Origin of the sequence: Vibrio sp. SCSIO 43153, from assembly GCF_023716625.1 — a bacterium.
Taxonomy (GTDB): domain Bacteria; phylum Pseudomonadota; class Gammaproteobacteria; order Enterobacterales; family Vibrionaceae; genus Vibrio; species Vibrio rotiferianus.
In genome coordinates this window covers 98,272-117,593 of sequence record NZ_CP071855.1, presented here as the reverse complement: position 1 = coordinate 117,593, position 19,322 = coordinate 98,272, and the positions used below count along the sequence as shown (strand labels likewise).

The window sequence follows — 19,322 nt, the reverse complement described above, 5'->3', positions numbered from 1 at the left end:
TGACTCCATTTGTAGGTGAATAATCCACCACTCGATATCACATTTATCGCAGTGATTAGATACGACAGAGTTATATGAGTTCCATAAATGAAGCCGTAAGGCTAGATAAATGGCTGTGGGCGGCCAGATTTTACAAGACACGCTCCATCGCTCGGAATATGGTCGATGGCGGCAAAGTCCATTATAATGGACAACGAAGCAAGCCAAGCAAGATCGTTGAACTTGGAGCCGAGGTGCGCTTACGCCAAGGTAATGAAGAGAAAATCGTGATAATCGAGAAAATCTCAGATCAACGTCGTGGTGCACCGATCGCTCAAACGCTTTACAGCGAAACCACTGAAAGTATAGCTAAACGTGAAGAACACGCTAAGCAGCGTAAGCTTAACGCCCACAATCCAAGTCCGGAACGCCGCCCTGATAAAAAGCAGCGCCGAGACATCATTAAGTTCAAACACCAATAAAAGCCGGAATTACTGACGAGGAAAGCACTCCATGGCAAACAATGTTTTAAACCGCTACTTATTCGAAGATCTTTCAGTACGTGGCGAGTTGGTACAATTGGATGAAGCATACCAACGTATTATCTCCAGCAAGGAATATCCGGCAGCACTACAAAAACTGTTGGGTGAGCTACTCGTTTCGGCCACTCTTTTAACTGCAACTTTGAAGTTCGAAGGCTCAATCACTATCCAGCTGCAAGGTGATGGTCCTGTATCACTCGCAGTAATCAACGGCGACCACGATCAGAAAATCCGCGGCGTTGCTCGCTGGGAAGGCGACATTGCTGATGATGCAAGCCTGCACGACATGATGGGTAAAGGTTACCTAGTGATCACTATTGAGCCGAAGAAAGGCGAACGTTACCAAGGTGTGGTTGGCCTAGAAGGCGAAACATTGGCTGACGTAATCGAAGGCTACTTCGCAAACTCAGAGCAGTTAAAAACGCGTTTGTGGATCCGCACTGGTGAACACGAAGGCAAAGCGCACGCAGCTGGTATGATGATTCAAGTCATGCCTGATGGTACTGGCACGCCAGAAGACTTCGAACACCTAGAGCAACTCACGGACACGGTAAAAAATGAAGAGCTGTTCACGCTACCAGCAAACGAACTGCTATACCGTCTCTACAACCAAGATAAAGTTCGTCTATACGAACCACAGCCTGTGGAATTCCACTGTGGTTGTTCTCGTGAGCGCAGTGGTGCAGCGATCATCACGGTTGATAAAACTGAAATTTATGACATTTTAGCAGAAGAAGGATCAATTTCTTTACATTGTGATTACTGCGGCACGTCATACACGTTCGACGAATCTGAAGTAACGGATCTGTACACTCAGTCAACTCCAGACAATAAAATCGTGCATTAATTTTCATAGCTTAACAAGCTTGTAATTTACCCTTCAAAAGGCCAGCATCATGCTGGCCTTTTTGTGATCAAACCCACGTATAACCTTGCTTCCAACGTAATAAAGCAACTGCTTAATTTTAAATAATTAATAATTATTTTGCTCTAGCGCAAAGGTTTGCGCGCACGATAAACTATTCGTACCGATATGTGACGGGTTACCTAAAACCACAATGAAATCATGGATATTTTTTGAGCTATCTCCCTGTTTTCTCCCCGCCCCGTTGCTAGCATGGTGAGCAGATAAAATTAAAACATTCTTACAAAATCCCTACAAAAATCCTTATAAGGAGCACCTATGACCGTTATGGAACATACAAAGGCTGCAACACTTGATCTAACCAAACACGGATTGCACAACGTGAAAGAGGTTGTTCGCAACCCAAGCTACGAAATGCTGTTCGAGGAAGAGACCCGTGCTGACCTAACTGGTTATGAACGTGGTGTGGTTACAGAACTCGGCGCGGTTGCCGTAGACACTGGTATCTTTACTGGTCGCTCACCAAAAGATAAGTACATTGTTAAAGATGCAACGACAGAAGAGCACATGTGGTGGACTTCTGACGCAGTGAAAAACGACAACAAAGCAATAAACAAAGAAGTATGGGACGACCTAAAAGAGCTAGTGACTAACCAGCTTTCAGGTAAGCGCCTATTTGTGATTGACGGTTATTGCGGTGCAAACCCAGACACTCGTTTGAGCATTCGAGTGATCACTGAAGTAGCATGGCAAGCACACTTCGTGAAAAACATGTTCATCCGCCCAACAGAAGAAGAATTGGCAACGTTTGAGCCTGATTTCGTGGTAATGAACGGTGCGAAATGCACCAACGAGAAGTGGGAAGAGCACGGTCTGAACTCAGAAAACTTCACTGTATTTAACCTAACAGAGCGCATGCAGCTGATCGGTGGTACGTGGTACGGCGGAGAAATGAAGAAAGGTATGTTCGCCATGATGAACTACTTCCTGCCGCTTAAAGACATCGCATCGATGCACTGTAGTGCAAACATGGGTGAAGAAGGCGACGTTGCGATCTTCTTCGGCCTATCTGGCACAGGTAAAACCACCCTATCAACTGATCCTAAACGCGCACTGATTGGTGATGACGAGCACGGTTGGGATGACGACGGCGTATTCAACTTCGAAGGTGGCTGTTACGCTAAGACCATCAAGCTATCGAAAGAGGCTGAGCCTGATATCTACAACGCGATCCGCCGCGACGCACTACTAGAGAACGTTACGGTTCGCAGCGATGGTTCTATCGACTTTGATGATGGTTCTAAGACTGAGAACACCCGTGTGTCTTACCCACTTCATCACATCGACAACATCGTTAAGCCAGTATCGAAAGGTGGCCACGCAAACAAAGTGATCTTCCTATCGGCTGACGCATTTGGCGTACTACCTCCAGTGTCTAAGCTGACACCAGAGCAAACTAAGTACCACTTCCTATCTGGCTTTACTGCTAAGCTAGCGGGCACAGAGCGTGGTATCACGGAGCCAACGCCTACCTTCTCAGCGTGTTTCGGTGCAGCATTCCTAACACTACACCCAACTAAATATGCTGAAGTACTAGTAAAACGTATGGAAGCAGCAGGTGCTGAGGCTTACCTAGTCAACACTGGTTGGAACGGTAGCGGCAAGCGTATTTCTATCCAAGATACGCGCGGTATCATTGACGCCATCCTAGATGGTTCGATTGAAAACGCTCAAACTAAACATATCCCTATCTTCAACCTAGAAGTGCCGACTGCTCTACCAGGTGTAGACCCAAGTATTCTTGATCCACGCGATACTTATGTTGACCCACTACAATGGGAAAGCAAAGCCAAGGATTTAGCAGAACGCTTTATCAATAACTTTGATAAATACACGGATAATGCAGAAGGCAAATCACTTGTAGCTGCTGGCCCGCAAGTTGACTAAGCTCAACGTGATTTAGTTACAAAAACACTTCACAAGCCCCTCTTTTGAGGGGCTTTTTATTGAAACCTCTTCAATATTGATACACTCTAAGCAGCAAGCTGGCCAAAGGTTCTCAATGGAATGAAGACAGTAATAAGGATTCTCACACTCGCTCTTGTCATATTGATTTGTGTACCAATCGTACTCGCGGGCTTGTTAACGACATCATACGCACCACAAACATGGCAGCTTATCTCACAGCCATTCCCCCTTAATTGGCAAGCCAAAAGTGTCCATTACCAATTTCCTTATCATATTTCTCTGCAGGGGGTAACAACATCCTCAGAGCAAATACCCTACATTGAACAAATCGACCTCTGGTTCAATCCAGATATCAGACGCGATAACCAATGGATACTAGACAGCCTGTTAATTGATGGCGTTGAAGCGCAGCATGGCCTGCCAGAAGTCCAAGTTCCAAGCAATATTTGGCTTCACCAACTCGCTCTAAAGAACATCAACTATGCTGATGACCGTTATACTGCTCGAAACGTAAATATTCAGATCCAAGATCCAATCTGGCTAACAAAAACACAAACCATACCCTATGGTGAGATTCAGTTGTCTGCCGACCAACTCTACTGGAAAGGGGAAGCGTTCAATCAACTGCTGCTTGATATCGATTACAAAGCGCAAGACAGCACGCTTTATGGCGCTTCATTTAACTGGCGTGGCAGCGAGGTCTCCGGTCAGGGAGAGCAGTACTCGCAAGGCTGGTCACTGGTAAATGTGACCGTAGATAAACTGAAAATCGATAACCTACAACTGCAATCTTTACTCACCAAACCATGGCAAGCACTGCCAATTAATATCACTCATATCAATAGCCTCGATCTATTGAACGCAGATATCGAGTACGGCGATTGGCACTGGCAAAACCTAGAATTGTCTCTCGAAAATGCCTCCCTACCACTGTCACTATGGAACACAACGGCACAGATTTCTCTGCAAGCCGACAGTGTCAGCTTTCAAGATCAAACTGCGGTAGAGCCTCGCTTGAATGCCCAGTTCAAACCGGGGGCGATTCAACTGCAAGAGCTGAGCTTGGATTGGCAACAAGGCACAATACAGCTATCAGGCATGTTTGAACCAAAGCATTGGACAATTAACAACGCCACCGTCAGTGGATTAAAATGGGCTATCCAGCCTGATGATAAAACCGACTGGTGGCAATTCACCACAGAAACGCTCCAGAAAGTCAATGTGAAGCAATTAGAGATTGAACGCAGCCAAGTTATCCAGTTATCTAAACAACCTTACTGGCAGCTTTCTGGGTTGAATTTGGAAGGTAACCAACTCGAAATAAAACACAGCAATGACAACTGGGGTATTTGGAACGGCAAGCTTGATGCTAGCGTTGTTAACGCCAGCTACGATCAAGTCATCACATCACACGCAGCAATTTCAACACGAAGTGATAATGGCTTGTGGCAACTGACGCGTTTGTTCGCCCCTCTGGAGCAAGGCTATATTGAAGGCTTAGGACAAATCGACCTTAGCACCACCAGCCAACCTTGGACGCTTAACCTCAACGCCGATGGACTCCCTCTGCAACTGTTCCACCCTTACTTACCAACGGTGCTCGCGGTCAATGGTTTCTCTGACTTAAGCCTCGACTTAAAAGGCTTAGCCGGCGATCAAAATATGCTTGCTTACAGCTTGTCAGGCGAAGTGGAAGCCAATCTGCGCGATACCACCTTAAAGTCACAAGCTGATGATTCACTCAAGGCGATCACCTTCAGCCCGCTGCGTTTACGTGCCCAACGCGGCGAAGTGAAGTTTCAACCAGTGACCATTTCAGGCAAAGCCATCTCGGGTAACCTTTCCGGAGAGTTTGATATGGCGAACAACCCAATTAGTGGTGTGATTTATCAGCTCAGAGAAACATGTGGTTCGATTCAAGGTGACCTGCTGAGTGGAGAAGTCAAAGCAAATGAATGCGTCAATATGTCAAAACAGACTGAGCCAGAAGAACCCAAACAGAGTTCACCGAAAGCGACGAACAGCACCAGCATTAAACCAATCAACTTAGAGCAATATGAGGAAGAATTAAGTGAAGAAGTGGTAGAAGAAAAAGAACCTACTGCTGCGCCGCCCTCAGAAGAGCAGCTTATCTCTGTTCAAGAAAGCTCCCTTATCGAAGAAAAGTCATCTGAAGAAAGCGCTACTTCAGAAGCAGATAACTCCAAGATAGAACCGGGCGCATCGCAAGAGCAAGATGCGCCACAAGAAGCACTAAAATCAACGGACCTAACAGCTGAGTAGCTTAGAGTAATTCGGCAGCAACATGTACGTACCAACAAAATCCACCGCAGGCACGTCGCCACTGTAAATCACCACGTGGATAACAATGCGCGCTTTACGCCCTGATGCGAGCCTGTCCAAATCACCACTGATACCATCTAGTGATGTACTCGCGACAGGGTTCTCTTCGACAGGATGGCGATAACGAATCGAACTGTCTGCCAATACAATATCACCGTGCAAACCACGCTCTTTCATTAACAACCACGCCATCCCCCACCCTGTAAGCGTCGCCAAGGTAAAGGCTGAACCAGCAAACATGGTATTATGTGGATTCAAATTCGGGTTAAGCTGTGCGCTGCATTCAAACTGATAGCCGGTGTATTGGTTAATTTTAATCCCCATTTTATCGGCAATTGGGATCTGCGCTTCCCAACGTTGTTGCAGCTCAGTACACCATTCAGGTCGACGAAGCACATCGGCCATCGGATCAAGTGGCTTTACCATTTGTTGGTGACGCACTGGACCGCGCTCGTCTGTGAGTTCACCGCGACGCTCGAAACCATTTTTTTCATAGAAGGCAATGGCATCTTCACGTGCATTACATACCAGACGCTTCGCCCCTTCTTGTCGTGCCAGAGACTCAAGCGCCACCAGCACCAGTGAACCCATGCCTTTGCTGCGACGGTTGTTTTTTACCGCCATGTAACGGATCTGACCGTCGTTATCTGGGGTAATGTACAAACGACCGATCGCCATCGGACGGCCACGACCGTCGGTAATCATCCGGTGATGGCTCATACCATCATACTCATCACGCTCAGAGCCTACAGGCATGCGCCATGGTTCTCGCAGCATCTGCCAACGAAATTGATAGTACTTGTTAAGCTGATTTTCAGTTTTTGGAGTTATAAGTTTGAACATATCAATCCTTTGAAAGCACAAATCAAATACAAGCCATAAGGCAAATAACCCAAGTAAAATCAATTCACTTGGGCTTAAAGCTTAGACTATGCAGCTAAGGTTTCCAGATTAGACCTGTAACCAAAAAGTCACCGGGCCGTCATTAATCAATGACACTTTCATGTCTGCTGCAAAGCGGCCACGTTGCGTTGGCAGTACTTCCTCACACAGATCTGAAAAGTAGTCATATAAACGCTCTGCATCCGCAGGATGCGCGCCGCGAGAAAAGCCTGCGCGAGTGCCCTTTTTGGTGTCGGCTGGTAACGTAAATTGAGACACCACCAAAACCTTACCATTCACTTGTTTGACGTTGAGGTTCATTTTGCCTTCATCATCTTCAAACACACGATAAGTGGTTACACGCTCCATCAAACGTTTTGCTTTTGCTTCATCATCGTCCTTTTCTACTCCAAGTAGGACAAGTAGACCTTGGTCGATTTCACCGACAACTTCACCGTCTACACGAACGGCTGCTTCACTGACTCGTTGAATTAGCGCTATCACGACTCTCGCTTCCTTCATCTGTTAATTGCAATTCAGCGGTCGAGTGTATCATTTCTAGGTCGTCACTCCAGTGCTCTCTTTCGCCCAGAGCGGCCGTGACTTCCGCGCCAATCAATACGATCAGCCAACACAAATACACCCACACAAACAGGATCGGAATCGCGGCAAGTGCGCCGTAAATCAGCTGGTATGACGGGAATTGGGTAATGTAGAACGCAAAACCTTTCTTACTCAATTCAAACAGCACCGCGGCGATAGCTGCACCAATGGCACCGTGAGACAGATAAACTTTTTTGTTTGGCACTAAGAAGTACAAACCCATGAATGCAAAGAATGACAATAACAATGGCAGCCAGCGCAAAAACAGGTTGTAAGCGCCCGATAAGGTTTCGTTTTCAATCAGCTTAAGCGATGTTACGTAAGAGGTTGCAGCAATACTCGCACCGACCAGAATCGGACCAAGGGTCAGCACCATCCAATACATGGAGAAAGAAAACACTGGGCGACGTTTGTCTTTCACTCGCCAGATGTAGTTTAAGTTCTTATCGATGTTGGAGATCAGCATCAGGGCTGCAACAAACAAAAACGCACCACCCACGGCGGTCATCTTGCCTGTGTTTGAGACAAACTCTTGCAACGCAGTTCTGACTGCATCACCAGAAGCGGGGACGAAGTTATCGATGATGTAACCCTGCAGCACTTCGCCGACATTCTCAAATACCGGAAACTTTGACAAAATCGACAGTAATACCGTCAACATCGGCACAATAGACAACAAAGTGATGTAAGCTAGATAGCCTGCATTAACGTTGACGCGATCGTGCGTCATACGCTTGAGCAAATATTTGAAAAACGCGACGCTCCCCGGCACGAGCTTGCTCAATCTCACCTTGTAACTCTCTGATAACTGGTTCATAGTTCATCCCATAAATTAGCGTCGAGGACATAAGAATGCCTTATTTATTAGCAATTGTACTATCAATTTTCACTTTGACAGGATGTCAGTCCGCATATTATTCAGCAATGGAGCAAGTGGGTTACCACAAGCGCGATATCATGGTAGATCGCGTGGAAGACGCCAAAGAGTCACAACAAGATGCACAAGAAGAGTTCACCAGTGCATTAGAAGCACTTTCTGCGCTGACCAACTTTGATGGTGGTGAACTGGAAAGCGTCTACAACAACATTAACGATAAATACGAAGACAGCGAAAAAGCGGCGCAAGACGTGCGCGACCGTATTGCTGCGATTGAAGATGTATCGGATGCCCTGTTTGATGAATGGCAAGGCGAGCTAGACCTGTACACCAGTGCGAAACTGCGTCGCTCTAGCGAACAGAAGCTGCGTGAAACCAAAGCGTCTTACAAAACCATGCTTAACGCCATGAAGCGTGCGGAAGACAAGATGACACCGGTTCTGAATACACTGCGTGACAACACGCTTTACCTAAAGCATAACTTAAACGCGAGTGCGATTGGCTCACTGAAAGGTGAATTCTCTAGCTTAGAGAAGGACATTCAATACGCAATTAAGCAAATGAATGCCGCGATTGCTGAATCAGACAAGTTCCTACAGCAGCTGAATCAAAAGTAATTCGATAAAGCCTCCTCCTCGTGAGGAGGTTTTGCTATTTAGCGGAAGAGCTAACTTATTCACCACGTAGTCACCCGTTTATCTTCCGAGCTCTATCAGCGTTTCTCACCTTCTACCTCAGCAACTAAGCCCATTACTTGTCGAACAAACGCCACTCGTTCAGCTACGCTTCCCCATGGCACTTCAACCACGTCATACCCCAGTTCAGTATAGGTATCGACTAAGGTTTGATGAATTTGTAGCGCCTCTTCAAAACTGTGTGGACGCACATCATCTTGAACATAAATAGAGGCCTCAGGTCGACAAGTGAGCACCTTACTCTGGTACCCAGCACTCTCGGTCAAGAAGGTTTGCTCAACAGGACAACCGCCTACTTGCAGGTATGCCACGATGTCTGGGATAGCGCGGTCAACGAAAGCGACCTCATGACTCAGTGCCTCTTGCTTTTGCTTGCCCATCAACTCAAGGCATAAGTTAGCGAACTCAGGTAGGTTGGTCCAAGGCAAGACACCGTTGTCCAGCTGGCTTTGCTGCTCAATCAAGCTACGAGAACCTTCAGCAAAGGTGGCATAGCCCAACTGACCTAAAGCATTCAACAAGGTGGTTTTACCTGCACCCGGACCACCGGTAATCACGATTGGCTTCATAGTGTTATTCCTTCAGATACAAAAAGCCCCGAGCATAACTCGGGGCTTGTTCTTAATCGAATCTGTTACAGCAGATTATTTTGCTGAACGTGAAGCACGCTTACGATCGCTTTCCGTTAGGAATTTCTTACGGATACGGATGCTTTCAGGTGTTACTTCTACTAGTTCGTCATCATCGATGAACTCTAGTGCTTGCTCAAGAGTCATCTTGATTGGCGGAGTAAGAACCTGTGCGTCATCTGTACCAGATGCACGAACGTTGGTTAGCTGCTTACCTTTCAGTGCGTTTACTGTTAGGTCGTTGTCGCGGCTGTGAATACCGATAACCATGCCTTCGTAAACTTCAACACCGTGACCGATAAATAGACGACCACGCTCTTGAAGGTTGAATAGTGCGTTAGTTAGCGCTTTACCCATCGCGTTTGCGATTAGTACACCGTTTACACGTTGACCGATGTTACCGCCTTTGTGTGGCGCGTAGCGATCGAACGTATGGTAAAGAAGACCAGAACCAGAAGTCAGCGTCATGAACTCAGTTTGGAAACCGATCAGACCACGAGATGGCATTTCAAAGTCCATACGTACACGGCCTTTACCATCTGGAGACATGTCTTTCAGCTCACCTTTACGCAGGCCGATGTTCTCCATGATGCCGCCTTGGTGCTCTTCCATAACGTCGATAGTTACTGTCTCGAACGGTTCCATTAGCTGACCATCTTCTTCTTTGATGATTACTTCTGGACGAGATACAGCAAGCTCGAAGCCTTCACGGCGCATGTTTTCGATCAGGATAGATAGGTGAAGCTCACCACGGCCTGATACGCGGAATTTGTCTGGATCGTCTGTTTGCTCTACGCGCAGTGCAACGTTGTGTACCAGTTCCTTCTCTAGACGCTCAAGGATGTTACGTGAAGTAACGAACTTACCTTCTTTACCAGCGAATGGAGACGTGTTTACTTGGAACGTCATTGTTACTGTTGGTTCATCAACAGACAGCGGCGGTAGAGCTTCTACTGCGTTTTGTGCACAGATAGTGTCAGAGATTTTTAGCTCGCCAAGACCAGTGATCGCAATGATATCACCCGCGTTAGCTTGCTCAACTTCGTGACGCTCTAGGCCAAGGTAGCCCATTACTGTACCTACTTTACCGTTGCGAGTTTTACCGTCAGCACCGATAACAGTTACTTGTTGGTTTGCTTTCACGCTACCACGAGTTACACGAGCAACACCGATAACACCAACGTAAGAGCTGTAGTCTAGCTGAGAAACTTGCATCTGTAGTGGACCGTCTAGGTCAACTTCTGGAGCCGCTACTTCTTCAACGATAGTTTCGAATAGTGGTTCCATGTTTTCGCCAGTTTCGCCCTCTTCTAGAGTAGCCCAACCGTTTAGTGCTGAAGCGTAAACCACTTTAAAGTCTAGCTGTTCGTCAGTTGCACCTAGGTTGTCGAATAGGTCGAATACTTGATCCATAACCCAATCAGGACGAGCACCCGGACGGTCAATCTTGTTGATTACAACGATTGGCTTAAGGCCGTGAGCAAATGCTTTTTGCGTTACGAAACGCGTTTGTGGCATTGGGCCATCAACAGCGTCAACGATAAGTAGCACTGAATCTACCATCGACATGATACGTTCTACTTCACCACCGAAGTCCGCGTGTCCCGGAGTATCTACGATGTTGATACGGTAATCATTCCAGTTGATTGCTGTGTTCTTAGCAAGAATGGTAATACCACGTTCTTTTTCGATGTCGTTTGAGTCCATGACTCGCTCTTCAGCTTCGCCGCGAGACTCTAGAGTACCTGATTGTTGTAGTAGTTTATCAACCAGTGTTGTTTTACCGTGGTCAACGTGCGCGATGATCGCGATATTTCTTAATTTATCAATCTGTGGAGTAGCCATGGATTAGATTCACTTAGATAGATGAAATGCCCCCACGCTGAGAACGGGTGCTCTCTGGTGACATTTGCTGATTAAAAAAACGGCCATAATGTACCAGATTTTAGCAAAAAGCCTAGAAATATGTGATCTACTCCCGAGCTTTTCTGCGAAATTTACGCTTAATGCCCACTTTCCCGAGCAAAGCGAATTGATTCAAAGCAATTTTATTCCAATCGTTGCTTATTAGAAATTGACTCTTGCTCAAAAACTGGGCTAGATAAGCAACGTAGTTGTCACATTGTGGTGCAATAATTAAAAGGTGCACCATTACAGTGCAATTAAAGATCATTTTGGTGCAATCGTTTGCACCAAACTTGCTCCTTAAAACATAATTCCTTGAAATTAATGGAATAATTTTTTTGGCACGGTTTTGGCTTTAGAGAAACCAGCATCGATTAATAAAATTTCAAGCAAATTAATCAATGCTGGATTTAATCAAGAACTCATAAATCGAGCTTTTACCGCTTTATTAACACTGGAGGTTATCCAAGATGTCAGTAGAAAACGTTTTATCACTGATCCAAGAAAACGAAGTTAAGTTTGTTGACCTACGCTTCACTGATACAAAAGGTAAAGAGCAGCACATTTCTATTCCTGCTCACCAAATCGACGCAGACTTCTTCGAAGAAGGTAAAATGTTCGATGGTTCATCAGTTGCTGGCTGGAAAGGCATTAACGAATCAGACATGGTTATGATGCCAGACGCATCTTCTGCAGTGCTTGACCCATTCACTGAAGATGCAACACTAAACATCCGTTGTGACATCCTTGAGCCTGCAACAATGCAAGGCTACGACCGCGACCCTCGCTCTATCGCTAAGCGTGCTGAAGACTTCATGCGTTCTACAGGCGTTGCTGACACAGTACTAATTGGTCCTGAGCCAGAGTTCTTCCTATTTGACGACGTTAAGTTCGCAACTGACATGTCTGGTTCTTTCTTCAAGATCGATGACGTAGAAGCAGCTTGGAACACAGGTTCTGATTACGAAGAAGGTAACAAAGGTCACCGTCCAGGCGTTAAAGGTGGTTACTTCCCAGTAGCGCCAGTTGATTCATCTCAAGACATCCGTTCTGCTATGTGTCTAGTAATGGAAGAGATGGGCCTAGTTGTAGAAGCACACCACCACGAAGTAGCAACTGCGGGTCAAAACGAAATCGCAACTCGCTTCAACACGCTAACAACTAAAGCTGACGAAATCCAAATCTACAAGTACGTTGTACACAACGTTGCACACGCATTTGGTAAGACGGCGACATTCATGCCTAAGCCACTAGTTGGTGACAACGGCTCTGGTATGCACGTACACCAATCTCTAGCAAAAGATGGCGTAAACCTATTTGCTGGTGATAAGTACGGCGGCCTATCTGAAATGGCACTTTACTACATCGGTGGTATCATCAAGCACGCTCGCGCAATCAATGCGTTTGCTAACCCATCAACTAACTCGTACAAACGTCTTGTACCAGGCTTCGAAGCGCCAGTTATGCTTGCTTACTCTGCACGTAACCGCTCTGCTTCAATCCGTATCCCAGTGGTACCAAGCCCGAAAGCACGTCGTATCGAAGTTCGTTTCGGTGACCCAGCGGCTAACCCATACTTATGTTTCGCAGCAATGCTAATGGCTGGTCTTGACGGCATTAAGAACAAGATCCACCCAGGCGAAGCGATGGATAAAGACCTTTACGATCTACCAGCTGAAGAAGCAGCAGAGATCCCAACAGTGGCATACTCACTGAAAGACGCGCTAGAAGAACTAGATGCAGACCGTGAGTTCCTAACTGCTGGCGGTGTATTCTCTGACGACTTCATCGATTCTTACATCGACCTTAAAGCGCAAGATGTAGAGAAAGTAAACATGACAACTCACCCACTTGAGTTTGAACTTTACTACTCTGTATAAGGTCTCAACTGTGTAAAATGTAAACACAGAAACAAAATATTAGGCTCGCCTCGCAGGCGGGCCTTTTTTGTATTCGCCTGATCAACCCAGACCTTTAGCATGGAGTGATAATGAGAAGATGCCAAGTCACCCTCACAGAGCCAATCGCGGGGATGTTACTTGAGTCAATAACGTGGAATCATAAAAAGAAGGTGAGCAATGAAAGTTCAGCTTTTATCAACCTTAATCATACTCGGCGGCCTAGTCACGGCTGCATCTCCCTTTGCACAAGTTGCATACACATGGGTCGACAAAGATGGCGTAATACACTTCAGTGATACGCCTCAAAATGGAGCAAAGGCAATCGCTTTACCTGACTTACAAGGTCAGGCACCAGCACCAAAGGTAGAAAGTACCGAAGCGCTTTCTACGTCACCACCACCCAACACGGTAAAGAAAGATAAACCAAAACAGCCAGAAGCTCCTAAGCCTCTGTCTTTAGCTATGCTGACCCCTGTGCATGACGAGACGATTCGCAGCAATCAAGGCTTGATTAACATCCAATTGGAAGCCAACCGCAAACTAGGTATTGGAGAACAACTGCAGCTAATGCTCGATGGAAAGCCGTACGCAGCCCCACAAACTAGACTCACTTGGCAAATTAACAATATCGATCGAGGCACCCACACCCTTGCTGTTCACGCCAAAAGAAGCGGCAAGCTTATTGCATCTACTAGCCCTATAACAGTGCATTTACATAGAGCGAGTGTGAAGCCTAAATTACCAAGGCCGAAACCAGAAAAATAGCGCAAATAACAGATGCTCTGAGTGCTATTTTACTTTTTCTTCTGAGATTTATTCGCCATACTTACGTTCTATCGCACCAATTTGGTGCAACGCACAACAATAACGCAAACAAGGACGTAATGTGGATACCAGTCTCTCCAGTGCCATTCTCAATAACATGGTGGCAGCAACGTTGATTCTTGATGACGGATTAGCGGTGCGCTATGCCAACCCTGCGGCAGAGTTATTGTTTTCGCAAAGTGCTAAGCGCATTGTTGAGCAGTCGCTATCTCAGCTAATTCAACATGCGTCATTGGATCTCGCACTACTCACCCAACCGCTACAAAGCGGCCAAAGCATTACTGACAGTGACGTTACCTTTGTCGTCGATGGGCGCCCTTTGATGCTGGAAGTGACTGTCAGCCCAATAACTTGGCAGAAACAATTAATGCTGTTGGTAGAGATGCGCAAAATTGACCAACAACGCCGTCTCACTCAAGAGCTTAACCAACACGCCCAGCAACAAGCGGCAAAGCTGTTAGTGCGTGGGTTGGCGCATGAAATAAAAAACCCACTCGGCGGTTTACGCGGGGCGGCACAACTATTAGAAAAAATGCTTCCCGATCCTTCATTGAAGGAATATACCCAAATCATTATCGAGCAAGCAGACCGATTAAGAGCATTAGTCGATCGTCTTCTTGGGCCGCAAAAGCCGGGTAAAAAGACCCAAGAAAACCTTCACCAAGTACTGGAGAAAGTGCGCCAGTTAGTGGAGTTGGAATCTCAACATTCGATTGTGATCGAGCGCGACTACGATCCGAGCTTGCCAGAAATCTTGATGGATGCTGACCAAATCGAGCAGGCGATGCTCAACATCGTCAGTAACGCAGCACAGATTCTGTCCCACCAAGAACACGGAAAAATAACCATACGCACCAGAACGGTGCACCAAGCTAACATTCATGGTCAACGCTGCAAACTCGCCGCACGTGTTGAGATCACGGACAACGGCCCGGGGATTCCACCAGAACTACAAGATACCCTTTTCTATCCAATGGTCAGTGGTCGAGAAGGCGGTACGGGTCTTGGCCTGTCTATTTCACAAAATCTGATCGACCAGCATAACGGCAAGATTGATGTCGAAAGCTGGCCCGGTCACACCACTTTTACGATTTATTTGCCAATCTGACTTGATTAAATGGCTTTTCGATTCGTCAGTTTTTAGGCTTTTGCTGCAAGGATTTATTACATGAGTAAAGGATATGTTTGGGTCGTCGATGACGACAGTTCGATTCGCTGGGTAATGGAGAAAACCCTTTCCTCTGCCAACATCAAATGCGATACCTACGCGGATGGAGAAAGTGTGCTGATGGCGCTGGAACGTGAAGTACCTGATGTGTTGGTTTCCGATATACGCATGCCAGGTATCGATGGTTTGGAGCTGTTAAAGCAAGTTCAACGTGATTATCCCGATTTGCCCGTGATTATCATGACGGCGCATTCCGATTTAGATGCTGCAGTGAACGCTTACCAAAAAGGCGCGTTTGAATACCTACCTAAGCCATTTGATATCGATGAAACACTCACGCTGGTAGAGCGAGCGATAGCTCATAGCCAAGAAACCAAGCGTGAGCAGATGTCTCACGAAGAGCTTCCAACCGATACGCCAGAAATTATCGGTGAAGCGCCAGCCATGCAAGAAGTGTTTCGTGCAATTGGACGTTTGTCTCGCTCTTCCATCTCCGTATTGATCAACGGTGAATCAGGTACGGGGAAAGAGTTAGTTGCTCATGCCCTGCACCGCCATAGTCCGCGCGCCAACAAACCTTTTATCGCCCTCAATATGGCCGCGATTCCAAAAGACCTGATTGAATCCGAGCTGTTTGGCCACGAAAAAGGCGCGTTTACTGGTGCAAACAGCGTTCGACAAGGCCGCTTTGAGCAAGCCAATGGTGGCACACTGTTTCTAGATGAAATTGGTGATATGCCACTAGACATTCAAACCCGATTATTGCGCGTATTAGCAGACGGACAGTTCTATCGCGTAGGGGGCCACTCTCCTATTCGCGTTGACGTGCGTATCGTCGCTGCCACACACCAAAACCTTGAAAAGCTGGTCCATGAAGGCGATTTCCGCGAAGATTTGTTCCATCGACTCAATGTAATTCGCGTTCAGATCCCCGCCCTAAGAGAGCGAAAACAAGACATTGAGAAACTCACTCAACACTTTCTCGTTCGCGCAGCCGATGAGCTAGGCGTTGAAACCAAAACACTGCATCCATCTTCAGTCGAAATCCTTAACCGCCTTGATTGGCCGGGCAACGTTCGCCAATTGGAAAACATCTGTCGTTGGTTAACAGTCATGGCCAGTGGCAGTGAGGTGCTACCTAACGACCTGCCGCAAGAATTACTAGAAGAAAAGAAAGTCAAACCGGAGTCTGCAGGGGAAAGCTGGCAAGAACAACTAGCTGACTGGGCAAAACATGCTCTCGAAGCTGGGGATAAAGAGCTATTATCTTATGCATTACCTGAATTTGAGCGAATCTTACTAGAGGCTGCGTTAGAACATACTAAAGGTCACAAACAAGATGCCGCTAAAGTATTAGGCTGGGGAAGAAATACATTAACCAGAAAACTAAAAGAGTTGTACTAGTTTGATATTTAGTCACTAAGCGAGTAAAAATTGACTCGCTTGGTGACAAGAACGCCAGTACAATTACAGTATAGCAACCCATAATAAACACTAGGCCATGTCATCACCGACTACACAAATCACTTTACGCACTGCTGTTTTGATTCCTTTCTTGCTGATATTTCTGTTTGCAATCGGGGTGATCATTTTTGTCCAAAAGCAGAGCTATGAAGAGGTCGTCACTGACATCAGTAACAAACAGCTGACGGTGTTAACGGAAGGCGTTCATGATCACTTGAATGACTACCTAAGAAAACCATTTGCAGCGGTTCAAGCACTGGGCCATAGCGTCAGCTTTCACAATCTATTCCATCCCAATAATACTGCCGATATTGAATCGTATTTATTAAGCGCCTTCCAAGATCTCTATAGCTCCATTCCTCAGTTGGATGTTATTGGCTTTGGTTCGATCACCGGAGACTATGCCGGCTTTCGTCGCGAAGCAAACGGTGAATACACCTTAATGATTCAAGACAAGCGAACTGATGGTAATTTAGCAATCTATAACGGGAAGACGCCAAGTACAGGTTTACGCTCGGTTATCTCACAGTATGACCCCCGAGTTCGGCCTTGGTATACGCCCGTGGCAGAAGCTCATCAGCCGACTTGGTCGCCAATCTATGCGAACGCGGATGAACGTCAAGAAATCACGCTATCCGCGATGACTCCTGTTTTCGAGCATGGCGACTTTGCTGGTGTGCTCGTCACTGATATTCGCATCAACACGCTCAATGCCTTCTTAAGAGAGCTGCAACAGAATACCAAAGCTTCTGTGTTTATTATGGATGAAGAGCATCGCTTAGTAGCGCAATCAAGTGCAGGTAGCGTCGTTTCTTGGGGAACCAAATTCACTCATAAGGGCCAGCGCTTGCTTGCTAAAGAAAGCACCGACCCAATCATCCAAATCAGTGCATCTAGGGTGAGTGCACTTGCTTTAAACTCAACTTCACAGCCTTATACTTTTCAGCTAGAACACTCGGGTGAACGCTTGTTTAGCCGAATCACACCTTACACTGATGATTATGGACTCACCTGGTTTATTGGTATTTCTGTCTCTGAATCAGATTTAGTTGGGACACTTCCGAACAGCCAAAGAAAAAGCTGGTTGGTGGGTTTACTTGTGACCCTACTGGGTATTTCGATCACTTGGTTTATCTTTAACCGAGTCACTCGTCCGATCAATGCTACCGCCTCAGCAGCGCAAAACCTAGCCAAAGGCAACTGGGATGGCTCAATGCCTCGTCCTGGCTACGTTTATGAAACCACGACGTTGGTGCACGCGTTCAATGAGATGGCGAATAACCTAAAAGTATCGTTCAAAGCATTAAGAGAGCAGTTGATATACGACTCATTGACACGCCTGTATAGCCGACAAGGCTTAATTGAAATCAGCAGTACCATGCCAAGCCAACAAGGTGGCAGTGTATACCTGCTCGGAATTAACCGCTTCAGAGATATCAATGACAGCGTCGGTCATCATAATGGTGATCAACTGTTGCTCCGTATTGCAGAGCGACTCGATCAGCAGTTTGGTGATGAGTTTGTATTAGCTCGTATTGGTGGTGATGAATTTGCAGTTTACGCACCCAACTTGCAAAAAGAGCCGGAAGTTCGCCTAACCGTTAGACGGCTGCAACAAGTCTTCGCCTCTCCGTTTCTCTGCGCAGATGAAACTGTCATCATGAATATTGCCATTGGTGTTGTGGAAACGCAGCCTGAATACCAAATGCAGCAATGGTTACGTAATGCCAGTATTGCATTGAGTTACGCCAAGCAAGAAACCCATTCTGGGGTGTGTTATTACAGTCCAGAAATGGCCAGCGCCTCTAAGTTCCGAACTCAGATGATTGCCAAAATACAGCAAGGTATTGAGCAAAAAGAGTTTATACCGTATTACCAATCCATCATTGATTTATCTAGTGGTGAGGTTGTTGGTGCAGAGGCTCTAGCACGTTGGCACAGTGCCGATGGCGTAGTCTCGCCTTTGGACTTTATTGCTCTTGCTGAAGAGAGTGGCATGATCAAACAAATCGGTCACCAAATCTTACTTAAGGCCTGTCAAGAAACTCAAACCGCAATTGAAAATGGTCGTTGGCATAAAGATTTCCAACTGCACGTGAATGTTTCAGTCAACCAACTTTCATGTCCTGAGTTCATCTCAGATGTCGCCCAAATATTATCTCAGACAGGATTGTGCGCTCAAAACCTCACACTTGAAATCACTGAGTCCAAAATTGTTGGCGGAGACCCAACAACCCTAGACAATATGCTCAAGCTACGCGAAATGAATGTTGGGATTGCCATTGATGATTTTGGCACAGGCTACTCCTCGCTAGCGTACCTAGATAGCTTGCCATTTACTTGTCTGAAGATAGACAGGACGTTCACTAATAGATTAAACCCAAATAATCTGGAAAACTCCGTTTTCGCAGCAATCATTACCATCACTAAAGGTTTGAAAGCAAACGTGGTCGCGGAAGGTGTGGAGACGGCAGAACAAGCACGGCTTTTACGCTCATTAGGCTGTACACAGGTTCAAGGGTTCTATTACAGCCGTCCATTACCGATCGAAGAATGGCCAACACATTTGGTTAACATGAAGTAGAAAAGAGCTGAAATTGTTGATTTCGTAGTCATCCTCTACTGACAATCTACCGAACTGTTATTTATACTTAACTGCAATTCTATTCCTGTTCA

General features: G+C 46.2%; 15 protein-coding genes. 10 read left to right on the top strand and 5 right to left on the bottom strand.

From position 1 onward, the window contains the following. Window positions 1–74: 74 nt before the first annotated feature. From hslR to J4N37_RS00510, 4 genes are all read left to right on the top strand, one after another. On the top strand, window positions 75–461 hold the full coding sequence (gene hslR / locus J4N37_RS00525; protein WP_029560895.1) for a ribosome-associated heat shock protein Hsp15: 387 nt from the start codon (window positions 75–77) through the stop codon (window positions 459–461). Between the two features lie 31 nt (window positions 462–492). Next, window positions 493–1,368 (top strand): Hsp33 family molecular chaperone HslO, encoded by an 876-nt coding sequence (hslO, locus tag J4N37_RS00520; protein WP_010444980.1) that lies wholly within the window; start codon window positions 493–495, stop codon window positions 1,366–1,368. 336 nt (window positions 1,369–1,704) lie between these two features. Next, window positions 1,705–3,333 (top strand): phosphoenolpyruvate carboxykinase (ATP), encoded by a 1,629-nt coding sequence (gene pckA / locus J4N37_RS00515; protein ID WP_010444979.1) that lies wholly within the window; start codon window positions 1,705–1,707, stop codon window positions 3,331–3,333. Between the two features lie 120 nt (window positions 3,334–3,453). Further along, window positions 3,454–5,637 (top strand): AsmA family protein, encoded by a 2,184-nt coding sequence (locus J4N37_RS00510; protein ID WP_252041437.1) that lies wholly within the window; start codon window positions 3,454–3,456, stop codon window positions 5,635–5,637. Here J4N37_RS00510 and J4N37_RS00505 read toward each other — a convergent pair. The 3 genes from J4N37_RS00505 to J4N37_RS00495 form a co-directional block, all read right to left on the bottom strand. Further along, window positions 5,623–6,540: a bifunctional GNAT family N-acetyltransferase/hotdog fold thioesterase gene (locus J4N37_RS00505; protein WP_038884236.1), complete on the bottom strand. Its 918-nt coding sequence runs from the start codon at window positions 6,538–6,540 to the stop codon at window positions 5,623–5,625. The two genes, J4N37_RS00510 and J4N37_RS00505, sit on opposite strands and share 15 nt — an antisense overlap. 108 nt (window positions 6,541–6,648) lie before the next feature. Then, window positions 6,649–7,083, bottom strand: coding sequence for a D-aminoacyl-tRNA deacylase (dtd, locus tag J4N37_RS00500; protein ID WP_038884235.1), 435 nt, complete (start codon window positions 7,081–7,083; stop codon window positions 6,649–6,651). Next, complete coding sequence (locus tag J4N37_RS00495) at window positions 7,055–7,999, bottom strand: virulence factor BrkB family protein (RefSeq protein WP_010444975.1); 945 nt, start codon at window positions 7,997–7,999, stop codon at window positions 7,055–7,057. The genes dtd and J4N37_RS00495 overlap by 29 nt, the downstream gene beginning before the upstream one ends. 35 nt (window positions 8,000–8,034) lie before the next feature. On the opposite strand from J4N37_RS00495, the gene J4N37_RS00490 reads away from it, so the two are divergent. Then, window positions 8,035–8,676: a DUF2959 domain-containing protein gene (locus tag J4N37_RS00490; RefSeq protein WP_005448522.1), complete on the top strand. Its 642-nt coding sequence runs from the start codon at window positions 8,035–8,037 to the stop codon at window positions 8,674–8,676. Window positions 8,677–8,771: 95 nt separating this feature from the next. On the opposite strand, the gene J4N37_RS00485 is transcribed toward J4N37_RS00490, so the two are convergent. Then, entirely contained in the window at window positions 8,772–9,323 is a 552-nt protein-coding gene (locus tag J4N37_RS00485) for an AAA family ATPase (protein WP_252041435.1), read from the bottom strand. Window positions 9,324–9,398: 75 nt separating this feature from the next. Then, entirely contained in the window at window positions 9,399–11,228 is a 1,830-nt protein-coding gene (typA, locus tag J4N37_RS00480; protein WP_010444969.1) for a translational GTPase TypA, read from the bottom strand. A gap of 530 nt (window positions 11,229–11,758) precedes the next feature. On the opposite strand from typA, the gene glnA reads away from it, so the two are divergent. The 5 genes from glnA (at window position 11,759) to gepA (ending at window position 19,230) form a co-directional block, all read left to right on the top strand. Further along, the gene (glnA, locus tag J4N37_RS00475) at window positions 11,759–13,168 is read left to right on the top strand and encodes a glutamate--ammonia ligase (protein ID WP_045386178.1); all 1,410 of its coding nucleotides are present in this window, start codon (window positions 11,759–11,761) and stop codon (window positions 13,166–13,168) included. A 198-nt stretch (window positions 13,169–13,366) separates the two neighbouring features. Then, window positions 13,367–13,954 carry a DUF4124 domain-containing protein gene (locus J4N37_RS00470; RefSeq protein WP_138954953.1) on the top strand — a complete coding sequence of 196 codons (588 nt, stop codon included), beginning with the start codon at window positions 13,367–13,369 and terminating at the stop codon, window positions 13,952–13,954. Window positions 13,955–14,111: 157 nt separating this feature from the next. Next, complete coding sequence (gene glnL / locus J4N37_RS00465) at window positions 14,112–15,122, top strand: nitrogen regulation protein NR(II) (RefSeq protein ID WP_216604290.1); 1,011 nt, start codon at window positions 14,112–14,114, stop codon at window positions 15,120–15,122. 60 nt (window positions 15,123–15,182) lie between these two features. After that, a complete protein-coding gene (glnG, locus tag J4N37_RS00460; RefSeq protein ID WP_010444958.1) occupies window positions 15,183–16,586 on the top strand; it encodes a nitrogen regulation protein NR(I) in 1,404 nt (467 codons plus the stop codon). Window positions 16,587–16,683: 97 nt separating this feature from the next. After that, window positions 16,684–19,230 carry a phosphodiesterase GepA gene (gene gepA / locus J4N37_RS00455; RefSeq protein ID WP_252041433.1) on the top strand — a complete coding sequence of 849 codons (2,547 nt, stop codon included), beginning with the start codon at window positions 16,684–16,686 and terminating at the stop codon, window positions 19,228–19,230. Window positions 19,231–19,322 lie beyond the last annotated feature (92 nt).